Here is a 16,591-nt window from a genome sequence, read left to right as displayed (position 1 = left end):
AACTTATCTCACCGTGACTTTTAGGCAGCGATTCGTGTGCGATTTTCTGCAGTCCGGCGAGTCTAGGCCCAGGTCCCGCTGCGCCGGTGAGCGATCGCACTGACCTCGTAGATCAGCGTCAGCATGGACGGCCGCATCCCCACATTCAGCCGGCGAATCCGGCGGAACTCCTCCAACGCCGTTCGGAATGTTTGTTCGCTCGCTCGATACTCCTCGAAAACTCGATCCAGCGCAGACGTATCCCAAGGCTCGTCTTGCGAAGCTGAGTGCAGCGTTTCGTAAACGGTAGAAATCCAGTCTGTGCCGAAGGGGTCTGTCACCGGACCGCGGCGGCGCTGACGGCGGAGATCAAGATTGAGGAACTCCTCGATCGCGCCCTCATCCCGGGTGTGAAGGTCGATCGCGAGCCCAGCGGAAATGCGAAATACTTCCCGGCGCCAGTCATTCAGAAGGTTGGTGTACTCCACAAACACTCGCGGCGTGCCCCGCGTATGTCTCTCGGCCAGGAGGTTGGCCTTCAGCCACAAAGCACTCGAGAGCTCAAAGGAGGTTCCCATCTTCCTGAGCGACGCGATGGCCTCCTGCGGGTGGCGCATCGCAATCACGGCGACGACGTGGAAACCGGCCAGACGCGCCGCCTCGAACCACACGCCGGACAGCAGCGTGATCTTCGGTTCCTTAATGACGACGAGCGGTGCGGCCGGCAGCGTGCTGAGGTAAGCCCTGACTTTGGTGATGCAAGCGGTCCTGGCTTCGGCGTCCAACGCTACTTCCTCGTACAGTCGCAGTGTCGGGTCTTCCGACGCGCTGCCGAGGCGCCGCAGGATTCGCTCATTGAGAACGATGGCTTTGCGAGGCTCCCAAAAGCCATGCGGATTGCCCGAATTGGCGCCCAACATCCCGGGCGGGAGCGTACCGCCGCATAGCGACAGAACCCGCGTCAGCGCCGACGTTCCGGACCGGCCCGAGCCCAGGACGAACAGAACAACCGGTCGGGCCGGAACCCCACTCTGCGAGGTGGGGGTCACCAGCACACCTCCGTGCCTGAGAGAGCCTGCCGCGCATGCGCGCCCATCAGATGATCGATCTGCGCTGCCGTGTGACGGAAGGAGGGAAATGTTGCGATGCGCTTCGCGGTAGTGCGTCGCCTCTCGCGCATAGCGGCAGACTAGCCAGTGCTCGGGCGCTGTCAAGGGCCCCGCGGCGGTCAGGAAAGCGGCGTGCATCTGCTCAGTCGCGGGCACCGGGCCTGCCACCGGTGTAATCGCATGAAGGCGTTCACCCATCGTATTGATGCAGCTGAAATTCTTGCCGTCGGGGAATCGGATCGTAGTCGCTTGGCGCCCCAACGAGAAGAATTTCAACAGGTACCCTATTTAGCGTCAAAATCAAGCCGGCAAAGGGGATTGGACCACATATTGAGCGGGTCACCGCAAAATGGCCTGCATGGTATCGAGTCAAATGAGAAGCCTTCGGGATTCCTGACGCGACGCTATCCCACCGAGTCGGCGATCGTCTAGAATTCGCCAAGGACGGCCACCGAAGTTCCGCGACACTCGGGACACACTCGGTAAAGGCTGACCAGCGCCAGAAAGGATAAGTGTTAATGGCGCCAGCCAAAAGCTTCGTAGCCGACGACCCTCGCATGATCAGTCTGCTTCGCGTCCATTGGGTCTCGATGACGGTGAGCCTGTTTCTACTCGGCGTTGCGACCGCGCTCAGCCTGCTGCAGCCGCTGCTGATCGGCCGGCTCGTCGACCGGGCATCGGCCGGCACACCGATTTTCACGTTGGCAGTCTTGCTGGTGATCATGCTTGTCGGGCAGCTGCTGGCGGAGGCGTCAGGGCATTATCGGCTGGGCCGGATCGGCGCGAAAATCGTGTTGCAGGTGCGAGCCGTCTTCACCAGTCACGTTGTCCGCCTGCCGATCGGACTATTGGACGGGACTCGCACCGGAACCCTGCTGGCCCGCGCAACAAGCGACGCAAGTCTGTTGCGTGAGATGCCACGCGCCGTCAGCGACGTCTTCTTTGGGGCGTTGACCTTGCTCGGTGCCGTCATCTTCATGCTGACCATCGATGCGCTCACCGTGGGTATCGTGGTGGTGGCCATGGGGCTGGCGTTCGCTGCCGGCAATCCATTTCTTTCCCGGATCCAACGCGCTTCATTGAATTGTCAGGCCGCGCTGGGCGACTACACAGCCGGATTGGAGCGAGCCCTCGGCGCCGCACGCACCATCAAGCTCTACGGCGCCGAAGACCGCGAAGCGCAGTCCATCGGCGGCAGTGCACACGCCGCCTATGAGTATGGCGTCCGCATCGCGGCATCCACCGCCTTGAGTGTTCTTGTATTCCGGTTGGGCGTCACCGGCTCATTTGTGGCAATCATGATCATCGATGGGCAGCGCGTCGCGGACGGCACCTTGGCCGTTGGCCAATTCGTCAGCCTGTTTGCTTTCGCCCTGTACGCGATTTTTCCTGTCACCGCTGCCTTTGTCGCATTCACCAATGTGCGTATCGCAGCAGGCGCACATCAACATCTCATCGCCACACTGCACGAACTGCCGGAGGGCGACCAGGCTTCGCTTGCCGTCGCGGGCGGTGTGAACGCGCCGAGCGCGTCGGAGTTCTCGGCCGAGGACGAGAACAGCGCTCCGCTGGTCGAATTCGACCATGTGTCGTTCTCCTACGGCAACGACCCCGTCCTGGACGACGTTTCCTTCACGCTCCTGCGGGATCAGACCACCGCGCTGATCGGGCCTTCTGGTGCGGGAAAGTCAACCATTCTGGCGTTGCTCTGCCGTTTCCACGACCCGAGTTCCGGGACCGTGAGCTGGGAAGGCCGCGACTTCCGCAGCATTGGACTCAAGGAACTCCGCGGCCGCCTCGGACTTCTGGAACAAGACGCACCCGTGCTCCATGGCACCGTCCGCGACAACCTGCTCATTGCCGATCCGGACGCCGGCGACGCCGACTTATGGCGTGTCCTCGAACAGGCAAATATCGCCGACGAAATCGCCCGTCTTCCCGAACAACTCGACACCCCCGTCCTTGAACGCGGGCGCGGTCTGTCCGGTGGCCAACGCCAGCGACTCGCCTTGGCCCGCGCCCTGCTGTCCCGGTCGCAGCTCATCCTCATGGACGAGCCAACTGCGCACCTCGACCGCGCCAACGAATACGACGTCATGAACAACCTGCTGCAAGCGCGCGGCCATCGCAGCCTCCTCGTCGTTGCTCACAGACTCTCCACCGTCACCAACGCCGACCAGATCCTGGTTCTTCGGCACGGCCGGATCTATGCAAGGGGCACGCACGCTGAACTGTTGGGCATGCCCGTCTACCGCGAACTCATCGAGCACGAACTCGCTTCCCACTAGCGCACACCGTGCCGGCTCGTGGTGACCGCACTAGTGCGCAGTCGACACCCGATCGTGTTCGGCGGCAGGAGAACTCGGCCGATATCGGACCTGTTTACGTGGACCTGGTGGCGCCGCCGTCGGCGCAGGCGGCATTAGGGGTGATCCCTGGCAGCTGTCATCCTTGGCAATACGGCCGGTAGTGCTGCCGCCGAGTTAGCTTGTGCTTTAAGGGTTCAAGAATCACTCGCGGCCAGCGTGGTGACTTCGGCCACCTCGTGACCGTGAAGGAAGTTGGAATGCCGGCGTTCTTCCCGCCCAGTCACCTCTATGGACGACACGAGCCGAGCCAAGACCTTTAACAGGCAGCGCAACTCCAGGCGAGCCAGGACAGCACCGACACACGAGTGCGGACCGGAGCCAAAGGATAAGTGCGGGTTCGGATTACGGCCGATGACGAAACCCTGATCGGGAAACACGGCTTCGTCACGGTTAGCGGAAGGGAGCCATACGACGATTCGGTCACCCGATCGAATCTCGGCCTCCCCAACCGACACGTCGACGAGGGCGGTCCGCATCAGATGTGCCGCAGGGCAAGTCCAGCGCAAGATTTCTTCGACAGCCGAGTCGAACAGCTCTGGGCACCCACGAAGCTGTTGCCAGGCATCGGGATTTTCGGCGAAGGCCACCAGGGCACCGGCGACCGCGAGCGGTGTCGTTTCAAGCCCGCCGCTGAGCATGCCATCGCAATTGAGCAAGATCTCATCATCGGTAAGGCGATGGCCGTCTACATCGGTATTGGACAGCGCCGTCACAAAGTCGTCCTGAGGCTCTGCTCGACGCTGCTCGAGCAAGCCGAAGAGATACATGAGCAATTCACCGTGTGCCTGGGCGGCTTCCTGCTCAACATTGGTTGCGTAAGCGGCGTCGGTCAGTCTGCCCAGTTCTGCCCAGTCCGCGTCCGGTATCCCCAGTACCTGCCCTAGAACCAGGCGTGCGATCACGGTGCCGAAGTCTCTTACGGCGTCAAAGGAGCCGCCCTGCGCGATCAGGTCGGCGAGCAGCTTCTCGATATCGCGTTCAACAGCGAAAGACATCCGATCAACGGCCGATTTGGAGAGCCACGCCGAATGGGCGGCCCGCAATCGTCGATGAGCGCCACCGTCCGTGACGACCAGCATTTTTCCGGAAGCCAGGGCGACAGCGCGAGCGTTGCCGCCCAGACGCATGCCTGCGGTCGAGGTGAAATGAGAAGGGTTCTGCAGTACTTGGCGCCCGAGGTCGTGGGTGGTGACCGACCAAAATTCTCCGTAAGTGGGTGAATGAGTCCACGCAAGCGGATGCTCGCGGCGCGCCGCTTGCCACGCGCTGAATCGGTCCGGCGATGCGTGGAAGGACGGATCGGCCGGGTCGGCAGCCGTTCCGTCAAGCGACCAAAGGGGCTGGCGCCCGTTCAGCCCGCGATTCAGGTATCTGGACACCGTCCCTCAGTTTTCACGTGTGGACTCGAGTGATCACAACGAGCACCGATTGAACTCATCGCAGAGCGTAACCAGCAGACCAGGACTCAGGGTCAGTATCGGACTGGAATTCGCACATCAATTCCTGACGCGTGGGGCACAATCGTGGCCCACGTGCATGAATACCGCCTCTACCGGGCGCTCGTAGCCTATGTGACACCGAAAACCCTTGCGCGCGCTGGATTCCGCAACGCGAATCGGATACGGCCGGCGGGTTCCGGCCGTCGAGGTCTCTCGGCCGCGAGGTGAGTGTGCAGCCAGGCGGGCAAAGCGGCAAGGGTCACGGTCACCGCTGGCCACCGGGTAGGAAGGCGCTGAGTCGAATTGGTGGTTTATCAAGCAGGTGATGAACGCCGGAATAGCACCCACCGCAACAAGATCAGCTCACGCCGCCGTGAGAAGAGATCGTCGGTGGCCGGCGCGACGACGGAAGCTCACCAAGCAATCCAGGAGGGACCAACGATGCGCAGATTGGGGACAAACGGCCCTAGGCCGGCCCCGAAGAGCGGGAAAGGATCGGCAGGCGGCAGGTAAAGAACAGGATGCGGCACGACTGTTCCGCTGATTTGCCAGATGAGAAGGACCGGACGGGGATAATCTGTAACGCGTCGACGTAGGACGTAGGATTCGAGATCATATGGCAGGGGCTACGTTTCGGCCGCTAACTACCGCTGCAACCTGCTCGGTGGTGGCTTACACCGGTTCTCGTGCGACTCCGCCCGCACCGGTGGGTTCCAGGACTACCTTGCGCAAGCCTTCACGTCCCAGTCCACGACGGCGGCCGGCCCTCGGTGAAGGCGCGGGGACCCTCCATGGCATCGCTGCTGCGCTTACGCCGTTCTTCACACGGATAGACCTCGTCGAAGGCGTCTCGCAACGGCAGGTCCAGCGAGCGCCACAGGGCCTCCTTGGTCGCCCGCACGGCCAGCGGAGCGCCGCGCAACAGGTCGTCGACCCAGGCCTGCGTCGCGTCGTCGAGGCGCTCGGGCGCGACCACCTCGTTGACCAAGCCGTGGTGCAGCGCGTCGTGCGCGGTCATGCGGCGGCCGGTGAGCAGGTAGCCGGCCGCCACCCGCGCCGGCAGCTGACGGCCCAGCCGGAACACGCCTCCGGCCCCGGCCACCAAACCCAAGCGGACCTCGGGCAATCCGAACTGCGCGTCGCTGGCGGCGATGATCAGGTCGCAGGCGAGCGCAAGTTCGAAGCCGCCACCCAACGCGTATCCGCGCACCTTGGCGACCAGGGGTTTGGTGATGTCGAACCGGTCGGTGAGCCGCGGTGCACCCGGCTTGTCCTTGCTCCCGAACGACGACAACCCCGCGGCTCCGCGCGCGTCGCGATCCGCGAGTTCTTTGAGGTCCTGTCCGACGCTGAAGGCGCGATCACCCGAACCCGTCAGGACGCCGACCCAGACCTGCGGATCGCTCTCAAAGTCCTCCCAGACCAGCCTGAGCTCCTCATGCATGCGCACGTTCATGGCGTTAAGGACCTCGGGGCGCCGCATGGTGATCGTGGCGACGCGATCACGCTTCTCGTATTCGACGAACTCGAACTGGTCCAACGCAGCGGGCACGCCACCAGATTAGGCCGGACCGTGCCGGCCCGACCGTTATCGCCGCGCGACGGGGACGTCTGATGCAGGCGCGTCTTTGTGCGGTCGGTACCAGCGTCCCACCGTTTCGGTACACCCAAGACGAACTCATCGAGCACTTCGATATCGAGGACGACAAGATCCGCTCGCTGTTCAAGAACAGCGCGATCGCGTCCCGGCACCTGGTCCTGCCGCCGCGCGACGCCGACGGCCGACCCCGGCCCGAAAGCCAGGGCGAACTGCTTGTCAAACACCGCGAGTGGGGCATCAAGATGGCCGCCGAAGCTCTGGGCAAGTGCCTGGCGAACATCGGCCGCACCCCTGCCGACGTCGACTACCTGTGCTGTGTGACCTCCACGGGATTCATGACGCCCGGGTTGTCCGCGTGGCTCATGAGGCATCGGGATATGCGGCCGGATTGTGCGCGACTCGACGTGGTCGGCATGGGCTGTAATGGCGGACTCAACGGGTTGGCGCCGGTAACCGCCTGGGCCGAGGCGCATCCCGACAAACTCGCCGTGATGATCTGCGTCGAGACCTGCTCGGCCGCCTACGTCTTCGATGGCACCATGCGGACCGCCGTGGTCAATTCCCTGTTCGGCGACGGCGCCGCCGCGCTGGCAGTCAGCACTGACCCGAAGCTGGCCGCCACGCCACACCCGTTGGTACTCAAGACCAGCAGCCACATCATTCTGGAAGCGCTCGAGGCGATGCGCTATGACTGGGACGACAGCCAGGGGCTGTTCAGTTTCTACCTCGACCCGCAGATTCCGTACGTGATCGGGGCCAACGCCGAGTTCGCCCTGAGCCGCCTGTTGTCTGGCACCGGTCTGGACATCACCGACATCGACCATTGGGTGGTGCACTCCGGAGGCAAGAAGGTCCTCGACGCGCTACGGGTGAACCTGGGGCTGAGCCGCCACGCCGTCCGCCACGCCACCAGCGTGCTGCGCGACTACGGCAACCTGGCCAGCGGGTCGTTCCTGTTCAGCCTCGAGCGACTGAACCGGGAGAACGTCGTGCAGCCGGGGGACTACGGAGTGATCACGACGATGGGCCCCGGCTCGACCATCGAGATGGCCCTGGTCCAGTGGACGTGACGAGGACTCGATGATCGAGCCGCCCGGGGAGCATGCCGGTTACTTCACTCTGCCGGCGGGCGACCTTGCCTGCCGCACGCGGGCGCTGAACGACTTCATCCGGTCCGTGGGCAGCGGTTTGGCCGTCATCGATCTGCGCGACGCAGGAGCAGAGCACCTGTCGCCGGATGACGGCATCGGCGAGGTGAACGGTTGGGAGCGTGCGCTGCGTCTGGTCGAGCGTTCGCCGGCGGCCACAGTGGCACTGTTCGGGCGCCAGGTCGGCGGATCCGCGCTGGAGGTGGGGCTGACCTGCGACTTCCGCTTCGCCGCCCCCGACTCCCAGGTGATCTGGCGCAACGAGGGCGCGGTCTGGCCGGGCACCGCGCTGTTCCGTCTGGTCCAACTGATCGGCCCCGCCCAGACCATTCGGCTGGCACTGCTCGGCGAACCGGTGCACGCCGACGCGGCACTCGGCAGCGGCCTGGTGGACATCATCACCGACAAACCCGAGGCCGAGGTGGCGACCCTGCGCGCCGGGGTGGCCGGCCTCGACGACCTGCGGGTCGTCCGCCAGCTGATCGCCGAGGCCGTCCACACCAGCTACGAAGAAGCCGTGGGGGCCCACCTCGCTGCGTGTGAGCGCTATCTGCGGCGGCGCGGGAAAGACTAGATGACCGACCGCATTCGCCCTGCGAACGGCGCCTCCCCGGGCATCGCGGCCCGACACAGCCGGCCCACGCCATGGGACCGGCCCTCGACAGAAGCAGAGCTTCGGGAAGCCGCGGCCTGGTTTGAGGAGCACATTGACGACGTCTACCGGACGCTGACGGCGGCTAACGGCGATAACCGCGGGCCAGCCAGGCTGGGTGACCTGGTGCGCGCCGCCGGTGACCAGCTGCCCGATCTGCTGCCTGACCGGGCGACCAGACGTCACGACGACGCGCTGGCCCCGAGCGAACGGCTGCAGGTGGAGCGCGACCAAGGCCGGTTTCTGCGGGCCTTGTTGCGCAACCCGGCCACTGCCATTCCGGCACTGGTTGACATGCGCACGCCGCTTCCCGAGTCGTCGGCCCACGCCGACGAGTTCCGGGAAAGCGGTGAGGTCGTCCTGGAAACCGTCACCCTACGACGCGCGGACGGCTTTGCCGAGCTGACCGAAGTGACCCTGGCCAACACCATGACACTGAACGCGGAAACGAACCAGCTCATGCGCGATCTCGAGGTGGCCGTCGACGTGGTGACACTGGACCCCTCCTCCTCGGTCGGCGTGATCCGCGGCGCCCCAATGGAATACGCGTCGTATGCCGGCAAGCGGGTGTTCTGCGCGGGGATCAACCTCAAGCACCTTGCCGCCGGCAAGATTTCGTACCTCGATTTCTTTATCGGTCGCGAAGCGGGCCTGCTGTCGAAGTTGGCGCGCGGCGTGCGCGATCCGGAGACCGGGCGCGACGTCGCCCAGCCGTGGATCTGCGTGGTCGATTCCTTCGCCATCGGCGGCGGCATGCAACTCACCCTGGTGACCGACCACGTGATCGCCGTCGATGACGCCTGGATGAGTTTGCCGGCCGCCAGCGAGGGCATCGTTCCCGGCGTAGCCAACCTGCGGCTCCCCGGCCGGGTTGGGGTGCCGCTCGCCCGGGAGCTGATCCTGCGTGGCAGGCGTCTGAGCGGTACCGAGGCGATGCAGGCCGGCCTGGTCGACGCCGTGGTGCGGGCGGCCGATGTGGATGCCACAGTGGCGTCGGTGGCCGCGGCGCTGTCGGCGCCCGCCGTGATGCCCAACAAGCTGATGCTCGCCCACGGCATCGAGCCCGAAGACGAGTTCGCGACGTACCTGGCCGACTTCGCCATCGTCCAAGCGGATCGCATGCACGCCCCCGATGTGCGTCACACGCTGTCGAGCCGGCTGTGACAGGCACGCCAGAGACGGGCAGGGCCGAAGCCCAGATTCTGGGCGCCATCGGATTTCTCAACGAGGTGATGGGCCGCTACCCGCGCGCAATCTCGTTCGCCCCGGGAGCGCCGCTGCTGGACGGCATCACCCGCGAGCGCCTGATCGCGGCTGTCGACGAGGTGGCCGCTCGGCTGGGCAGCGAAGCGCCGGGGTGGGACGCCCTGTTTCAGTACGGTCCCAGCCAGGGGATCGTCAACGCGGACCTCGCCCGCGCGCTCTCCGCCACCGCCGCCCTGGCGGTGGGCGCCTCCGATATCACCATCACCGTCGGCGCGCAGGAGGGGTTCATCCTCATTCTTCGTGCACTGGAACTGCATCGCCGCGGGACTCTCGGCATCGTTGCCCCCGCGTTCGCCGGGATCCGAGGTGCGGCGACCTTCATGGGTGCCCGGACCATGGACATTCTCGAGGGCCCCGAGGGCGTCACCGCGGCGGACCTCGAGGCGGCGTGTGAGCAAGCCGAAGCCCTGGGAGAACCGCTGCGAGCGTTGTACGTCGCACCCGATTGCGCCAATCCCTCAGGGACGGTGATTCCTCGGCCGGCCCGGCTGGAACTGCTGCGCACCGCTCGGGAGCGGCAGGTGTTCTTGATCGAAGATACGACCTACGGCTTCACCGATCCTGACGTCCCGCCGTGCCTGAAGGCTCTGGACGAGGACGGGATGGTGATCCAGGTGGGCACCTTCTCCAAGGTGTGCTTCCCCGGTGCCCGCGTCGGCTATGTGGTCGCCGATCAGCCCTGGCACGACGGGTCCACCCTGGCCAGCTGGCTGGCCACCCTGAAGAACACCACCACGGTGAACACCTCTCCAATCAGCCAGGCCATGGTCGCGGGCCTGGTGCTGTCAGATGCGGCTGCCCTGGCCGAGCGCGAGCGGGTGCTGAGACAGTCCTACCGCGACAAGCGGAGCCTGCTGTTGGCCGCATTGGACGACGAGTTCCCCGACGCAGGCGAACTCGGGCTCAGCTGGAACCGGCCCACGGGCGGCTTTTTCGTCATGATGCAGACCCGACGGGATTTGGACCACGCCACCCTGCAACGCTGCGCTGCGCACCATCGCGTGCTGTGGACCCCGATGCGTGACTTCTACGCCGGCCATGAGGGGGACACGACATTGAGGCTGTCGTGCAGCCACGTGCCGGCTGAGCAGATCAGGGAGGGGGTTCGCCGGCTAGGCGGCTTCCTACGCGAAAGCCCGCACGATGCGGAGGCTTAAGGAAATTCGTGCGGCACCTGTCATGACAAGCTGTGCGCACTCTCGTCACGGCGTTTGACCAGCAGCCAGGTTTCCTCGTCACCCTCTCGAATCCGGGTCATGGCGTACCGCCCGCGCAGCCTGTCGCCGCGCAGATGGAACGAAACATGGCCACAGGCAAGGCCCTTGGCCATGTCGTGACGAGTTCCGTTGGCGTATGTGCCATGGTCCCAGACGACTACTCCGGCGGGGCCGTGTCGGCCCTCGGGGATCACGCCCTCAAACGTCGCATACTCGAGCGGATGGTCTTCGGCGCGTCGGGCCATGCGCTGCTCGGCGGGGCTGACCGACGGGCCGTCGGCTATCGTCCACGACACCAGCACTCCGTCGATTTCCAGGCGGAAGTCATAGTGATCGCTGTGTGCCAGACGATGCTGAACCACGAAGCACGGTCCGTCAACCGGAGTTCGGCGCTGTCGTCGATGCCGGCCACCTTGCTCATAGTTGCTTACAGCCATGGTATTTAGGTACCCGGCCGTTAGCCGGGAAAACTGTGGATTCGACTACATTCCGAGCGTCATTGAGCAGGAAGCGTTTTGGCGTCAGATCCGTGCCACCGGAGCGTCATACCCTGTCCCGCCAGCCACGTAGTCAGGTCATATCCGTTGCAGGCCAACCCATCGATGGCGGTGACGGCGCGCCGGATCGCCAGTTCGGCGATGGTCTGGCTCAACAAGCCCTGGTGCACGGCGTCCAAGAGTTCGTCGACGTCGGCCAGTTCCGCGCCGCTACCGGTGCGTACCTCGATATCGAGATAATGGTCTTCCGACCGCCACACCGTCTCCCCGGGGCTGTATTCGCCGATGTCGAGATAGAAGTCATGGTCTCTTTCGTGACCCGGGTTGAAGTGAAACACCGTGGCGCGCAGACCCAATGACGGCAGCAGCCACGACTCCAGATAGCGGAACTGCTCGCGCCCCGGCGTCGGACGGGCCAGGTAGAGCCCCCACGGATGCACCGCGTACTCGTCGACCGCCCGCACGATCCCTTTCGGATCCGTGTTGGTGCGGGCGGTCAGGTCGAATGTCTCGTGCTTCGGCGGATGGATGTCAAGACTCTACCTGCGCCCTTATCTACGGAGCCGCAATTTCCACCGCACAAAGCCGGCATAGAACACCGACAGCGCCACCAGCATCCCCATGTCCAGCAACCAGATCTTGGAGGTGTGCTGCCAGAATCTGTCCTGGGGGACCAGCGAGCCCGGTACCAGAGACCGCACATCGACCGTCGATGCGGCCGCGGCATAGCCCCACCGTGCCGGCACCACTGTGGAAACCTGTTCCAGCACAACCCGGTTGGTCACCGGGACCATCCCGCCGCACAGCACCAGCTGCGCCATGATCGACACCACGAACAGCGGCATGATCTGCTCCGTGGAGCGAACCACCGCCGAAATGCCCAGGCCCAGTAGCGCCGAAGCCACGCAGGTCGCGGCGACGGTGAGAAACAACTCGAAGGTGGCCGCGGTGTTGCCATGCCCAAGCACCAGTCCGCCGCGCGTCGGTGCACCTTTGCCGACGACGACGATCGCTGTGGCGATCGCGGCCTGCAGCACGGCGAACACACAGAACACGCCGGTTTTTGCCAGTAGGTACGCCGTCGTCGACAGACCAACCGCCTGTTCGCGCTGGAAGATCGCCCGCTCACCGACCAGGTCGCGAATCGTCAGGGCGGTGCCCATGAACGCCGCGGCCAGCAGCAGCAGGTTCAAAATCTGAGCCGACTCGTCCGGAGTGCCGCCGTGCTCGCCGACCGCGCGGAATCCGTTCGACCCGGGCACGGTCAGCGATAGTGCGCCGAGGATGAACGGCAACAGGGCCAGGAACACAAAGTAGGCGCGATCGGCAACCACCAGGCGAACTTGCCGTCGAGCGACCGTCGAGATCTGTCGACGCATGCTGGTGTGCACCGGTTCGCCCAGGTCGGCCGGGGCTGTGTCGGGGTCAGGCCGGTCCTGTGACTGGCTCCGCTCGAGGAACCGGCGATTGGCTTCCGCCGGGTCGGCGCCCACCTGGCTGAAGATCTTGGCCCAGTTCGTGGTGCCCATGGCGCCACCGATCTGGTCGGGCGGACCGCAGTACGCGGTCTTGCCGCCAGGCGCCACCAGCAGTAGCTGGTCACAGATATCCAGGTACGACAGCATGTGGGTGACCACGATCACCACCCGGCCGGCGTCGGCCAGTTGCCGCAGCATCATCATGACCTGGTGGTCGAGCGCGGGGTCCAGCCCGGATGTGGGCTCGTCGAGGATCAGCAGCGACGGCCCGGTCAGCAGTTCCAGCGCCACCGAAGCTCGTTTGCGCTGGCCGCCCGAGAGTTTGTCGACGCGGGTGTCGGCGTGCTTGGTCAGATCGAGTTCCTCGAGAACCTGGGCCACCACCCGCGCGCGGTCGGATTTGCTGGTGTCCGGCGGCAGCCGGAGTTCGGCGGCGTAGCCGAGCGCCTGGTGCACCGTGAGCTGGCGGTGCACCACGTCGTCCTGCGGGACCATCCCGATCCGGCTGCGCAGCGACGCGTATTCGCCGTGAACGTCATGGCCTTCGAAGCTGACCGAACCTTTGCTGGGGCGGGCGTAGCCGGCAATGAGCCGGGCCAGCGTGCTTTTGCCGGCGCCCGACCCGCCGATGACGGCGGTCAGCGTCCCGGGCCGCGCCGTCAGGGAGATGCCGTCGAGCAGCTGTTTGCCGTTGTCCACGGTGTAGTTGACTCCGCGGACCTCGAGACCGCCGGTGCGCGTTGCGGTTTCGCTACGCGGGACGAGCGTGCCGTCGTTGAACTGCAGGTCGACGTTGCCGATAGTGACCACGTCGCCCTGGGAGAGTATTGCCGAGCCGACCCGGGTGCCGTTGACGAAAGTCCCGTTGACGCTGCGATCCTGGATCTCGGTGCCCAGCGGTGTGGTCCGCAGTGTGGCGTGCTGGCGGCTGGCGAGCACGTCGGACACGACGATGTCGTTGTCGTTGGCACGACCGATGGTGATGGCGCCGGTCGACTTCGGGGCCCCGGCAATCCCCGAACGCGGTGACAGGATCCTGACCATCCTGGTGGCCAGGCTCGATACGTCCGCCAGCTTGGCATCGATCGCCGTGACCTCGGCCGGCGGCGGCCCGGCGTTCACCGTGGTGACTTCCTCGGGCGGCATTGGACGCGCCGGCGGGCGCCTGGGCGGCGGTGACACCGGTCGTCCATTGGGCTGGCGGGCAGGCGGACGCGGGACGTTCGTCGACCACGCCAGCGTGGGCGGGCCGCTGTCGTGGCGGGCGCCATCGTTGAACGTGCTGCGTGGTTTGGTCTGCGGGCGCTGCCGGCCGATCTCGAAGGTCAGCCGCGGCCCGGCAGGATTGCCGACGTTGATGCTCTGCCCGTCGTGAACGTCGACGACGGGCATCCGGTAGCCGTTGACGTAGGTGCCGTTGAGGGAGCCGTTGTCGATCGCCAGCCAGCGGCCCTGCTCGAAGCGCAGGATGAGATGCGCGCGCGAGATGCGGGGGTCCGGGATACGGAGATCGGCATGCAGGTCGCGCCCGATCACCACTTCATGGCCGGGAGCGAAGGAACGTTGAGACCCGTCATGCCGAATCGTCAGTGCCGGCGGGGCTGGTCGACTCACCAGACCCAGATTAGCCCGCTCCTGCGTTGCTGGTTGTGTGCCAGCTGTGACGTCCCTATGTGTCCCGGGCGGTCATACATAGCTGTTTCATAGCTTGCATCCCGTCCTGCACCAATGCTTTTCATGCATCATGCGAATGGAGGAGGGGGCATCTTGCGGATGGATGAACGACCAGGCGCCACCCGGCGTCTTCGAGCCGGGCTCAAGGCCGGCCGCGGGCTTGTGACAACCGTCACGCACCGGCGGCGCCGCGTCTCTGCATCCGGCTCGGCACCCGCTTCGGGTTCCGACGGCCCGGCGCGGCCGGGGATGACTCGCGGCGCGTCGTTCGCCGGCTACACGATCCTGCGACAGCTCGGCGCCGGGGGAATGGCCGAGGTGTATCTCGCCCTTCATCCGCGGTTGCCGCGCCGCGACGTGATCAAGGTGCTCGCCGAGGCGATCACCGCGGACACCGAGTTCCGCGAAAGGTTCAACCGGGAGGCCGATCTCGCGGCGACATTGTGGCATCCGCACATCGTCGGGGTGCACGATCGCGGCGAATTCCAGGGCCAGCTCTGGATTTCCATGGACTACGTCGAAGGCACCGATGCCGCCCGGCTGGTGCGGGAGGCTCACCCGGAGGGGATGCCGGTCGATGACGTGTGCGCCATTCTGGACGCTGTTGCCGGAGCCCTCGATTACGCCCACGACCGCGGACTGCTGCACCGCGACGTCAAGCCCGCCAACATCCTGCTCACCCATCCCGATACCGACCAAAGCCAAGAACGCCGAATCCTGTTGGCGGACTTCGGGGTCGCGCGTCACCTCGCTGACATCAGCGGCATCACCCAGACCAACGTCGCGGTCGGAACCGTCGCCTATGCGGCGCCGGAACAATTGGCGGGTTCCAACATCGATCGGCGCGCCGACCAATATGCGTTGGCCGCCACGGCGTTTCACCTGCTGACCGGGGCACCGCCGTTCCGCAACGCCAATCCGGTCGCGGTCATCAGCCAGCACTTGCATGACGAGCCGCCCCGGCTCAGCGAACGCCGTCCGGACCTCGCGCACCTCGATGACGTGTTCGCCAAGGCACTGTCCAAGAAACCGGAAGACCGCTTCGAGCGGTGCCGGATGTTCGCCGCCGCGGTCCGCGCAGGATCGGTGCCGACCTCCGACGTCGATCCATCCGAGCCGCCAGGTCAGGGTGCCCGCAGCCCACGGGTTCCCTCGCGCGTGCGGATGGCGGCCGCCCTGGTCTGTGCGGTGCTGATCGCGGTGGCGGCCACCTGGTCCACGTTGTACAGCTTCGAGACCGACCCGTCGCAGCCCAGCCCCGCGCTGGCAGCCCGGCCGGCTGAGCCTGCGCCGCCCGCGGCGGCGGCGCCCGTGACGCCTACGCCGGGCAAGGTCCTCGACGGCACCTATCGACTCGACCTCAACCGGGCCAAACGCACGACGAACGGCACCCCGGTCCGGCACGACGGGGGCACCACCTACTGGTGGGCATTCCATTCCGTGTGCACGACCGGCGGATGTGCCGCCACCGGTGTCCGCCTGGATGACGCCACCCATCAGGTCGCCGACACCACCGACGGGGGACAGCACGACGCCCTGCGGTTCGTGGCGGGGTACTGGCAGGGGGCCGCACAACAGATCCGGGTCCACTGCCACCAGGCGAACCAGGCGGATGGAGCCACCCAGCAGGAGACGGTGGCGCTGTCGCTGGCCCTGCAGGCCGACGGCACACTGCGTGGCGTGCAGACCGAGACCGTCGGCAGCAACGAATGCGGTGCCCAGGGCGCGGTGCTGCGGGTGCCCGTGGTGGCGACGCGGGTGGGCGACGCGCCGGCCAACGTGGTTCTCGCCGATCCGGCGCGGGTGGCCGGCGCGGCCACGCTTCCGGCGACCCGCCCGATGCCGCCCGTGTTGGGCGGGGTGTGCAGCGACGTGGACAAGCTCGGCTACGACCAGACCAGCAACGAGCAGGTCGTCTGCGAGGGCGGAGTGTGGAGCAAGGCGCCGATCACGACCGGCGTGCATGCCGCCGGCAGTTCGTGTGACCGACCGGACATTCCGGTCTTCGCACTGTCGGCGTCCAACGACGGCTACCTGATTGAATGCAACCCGGGCACCCGGGTATGGGCGCGGCATAGCTGATCGGGTGGGATTGGTCGCCTCAAAATGCAGGCGAAATCCGCCCGCTGAATGTCACTCGGCTCCTATCCAGTGTGTAGCCGA

The 16,591-nt window shown here is 65.7% G+C and carries 12 protein-coding genes; 6 read left to right on the top strand and 6 right to left on the bottom strand.

The genetic code is table 11. The annotated features are described in order from the left end of the window. Window positions 1-62: 62 nt before the first annotated feature. Window positions 63-1,028 carry a sulfotransferase family protein gene (locus tag QXH22_RS00245; RefSeq protein WP_306274662.1) on the bottom strand — a complete coding sequence of 322 codons (966 nt, stop codon included), beginning with the start codon at window positions 1,026-1,028 and terminating at the stop codon, window positions 63-65. Window positions 1,029-1,606: 578 nt separating this feature from the next. Here QXH22_RS00245 and QXH22_RS00240 point away from each other — a divergent pair. After that, a complete protein-coding gene (locus tag QXH22_RS00240) occupies window positions 1,607-3,376 on the top strand; it encodes an ABC transporter ATP-binding protein (RefSeq protein WP_306274661.1) in 1,770 nt (589 codons plus the stop codon). 215 nt (window positions 3,377-3,591) lie between these two features. Here QXH22_RS00240 and QXH22_RS00235 read toward each other — a convergent pair whose 3' ends face one another. Beyond that, a complete protein-coding gene (locus tag QXH22_RS00235; protein WP_306274660.1) occupies window positions 3,592-4,836 on the bottom strand; it encodes a cytochrome P450 in 1,245 nt (414 codons plus the stop codon). A 796-nt stretch (window positions 4,837-5,632) separates the two neighbouring features. After that, a complete protein-coding gene (gene dpgD / locus QXH22_RS00230; RefSeq protein ID WP_306274659.1) occupies window positions 5,633-6,448 on the bottom strand; it encodes an enoyl-CoA-hydratase DpgD in 816 nt (271 codons plus the stop codon). Between the two features lie 62 nt (window positions 6,449-6,510). Between dpgD and dpgA the strand changes: the two genes are divergently transcribed. The 4 genes from dpgA to QXH22_RS00210 are packed head-to-tail and all read left to right on the top strand — an operon-like array spanning window position 6,511 to window position 10,719. Continuing rightward, on the top strand, window positions 6,511-7,566 hold the full coding sequence (gene dpgA, locus QXH22_RS00225; protein ID WP_306274658.1) for a 3,5-dihydroxyphenylacetyl-CoA synthase DpgA: 1,056 nt from the start codon (window positions 6,511-6,513) through the stop codon (window positions 7,564-7,566). A gap of 10 nt (window positions 7,567-7,576) precedes the next feature. Beyond that, window positions 7,577-8,218 carry an enoyl-CoA-hydratase DpgB gene (gene dpgB / locus QXH22_RS00220; RefSeq protein WP_306274657.1) on the top strand — a complete coding sequence of 214 codons (642 nt, stop codon included), beginning with the start codon at window positions 7,577-7,579 and terminating at the stop codon, window positions 8,216-8,218. Further along, on the top strand, window positions 8,219-9,460 hold the full coding sequence (locus QXH22_RS00215; protein WP_306274656.1) for an enoyl-CoA hydratase/isomerase family protein: 1,242 nt from the start codon (window positions 8,219-8,221) through the stop codon (window positions 9,458-9,460). It begins immediately after the preceding gene. Beyond that, window positions 9,457-10,719: a PLP-dependent aminotransferase family protein gene (locus tag QXH22_RS00210; protein ID WP_306274655.1), complete on the top strand. Its 1,263-nt coding sequence runs from the start codon at window positions 9,457-9,459 to the stop codon at window positions 10,717-10,719. The genes QXH22_RS00215 and QXH22_RS00210 overlap by 4 nt, the downstream gene beginning before the upstream one ends. A 20-nt stretch (window positions 10,720-10,739) precedes the next feature. On the opposite strand, the gene QXH22_RS00205 is transcribed toward QXH22_RS00210, so the two are convergent. The 3 genes from QXH22_RS00205 to QXH22_RS00195 all read right to left on the bottom strand — a co-directional run bounded on the left by QXH22_RS00205 (window position 10,740) and on the right by QXH22_RS00195 (window position 14,377). Further along, on the bottom strand, window positions 10,740-11,216 hold the full coding sequence (locus tag QXH22_RS00205) for a DNA polymerase ligase N-terminal domain-containing protein (RefSeq protein WP_306274654.1): 477 nt from the start codon (window positions 11,214-11,216) through the stop codon (window positions 10,740-10,742). A gap of 59 nt (window positions 11,217-11,275) precedes the next feature. After that, a complete protein-coding gene (locus QXH22_RS00200; protein ID WP_306240760.1) occupies window positions 11,276-11,740 on the bottom strand; it encodes a DUF402 domain-containing protein in 465 nt (154 codons plus the stop codon). An 87-nt stretch (window positions 11,741-11,827) separates the two neighbouring features. After that, on the bottom strand, window positions 11,828-14,377 hold the full coding sequence (locus tag QXH22_RS00195; RefSeq protein ID WP_371934194.1) for an FHA domain-containing protein: 2,550 nt from the start codon (window positions 14,375-14,377) through the stop codon (window positions 11,828-11,830). A 150-nt stretch (window positions 14,378-14,527) separates the two neighbouring features. Between QXH22_RS00195 and QXH22_RS00190 the strand changes: the two genes are divergently transcribed. Beyond that, a complete protein-coding gene (locus tag QXH22_RS00190; protein WP_306274652.1) occupies window positions 14,528-16,510 on the top strand; it encodes a serine/threonine-protein kinase in 1,983 nt (660 codons plus the stop codon). Window positions 16,511-16,591 lie beyond the last annotated feature (81 nt).

Origin of the sequence: Mycobacterium sp. TY814 (assembly GCF_030755175.1) — a bacterium.
In the GTDB taxonomy this organism is placed as follows: Bacteria; Actinomycetota; Actinomycetes; order Mycobacteriales; family Mycobacteriaceae; genus Mycobacterium.
This window is presented reverse-complemented; position numbering and strand designations above follow the sequence as displayed.

Bases quoted from the DNA above. Each gene is read 5' to 3' on its own strand.
- QXH22_RS00215 (WP_306274656.1), top strand. From the start codon at position 8,219: ATGACCGACCGCATTCGCCCTGCGAACGGCGCCTCCCCGGGCATCGCG.
- dpgB (WP_306274657.1), top strand. From the start codon at position 7,577: ATGATCGAGCCGCCCGGGGAGCATGCCGGTTACTTCACTCTGCCGGCG.
- dpgA (WP_306274658.1), top strand. From the start codon at position 6,511: ATGCAGGCGCGTCTTTGTGCGGTCGGTACCAGCGTCCCACCGTTTCGG.
- QXH22_RS00190 (WP_306274652.1), top strand. From the start codon at position 14,528: ATGGATGAACGACCAGGCGCCACCCGGCGTCTTCGAGCCGGGCTCAAG.
- QXH22_RS00240 (WP_306274661.1), top strand. From the start codon at position 1,607: ATGGCGCCAGCCAAAAGCTTCGTAGCCGACGACCCTCGCATGATCAGT.
- QXH22_RS00205 (WP_306274654.1), bottom strand. From the start codon at position 11,216: ATGGCTGTAAGCAACTATGAGCAAGGTGGCCGGCATCGACGACAGCGC.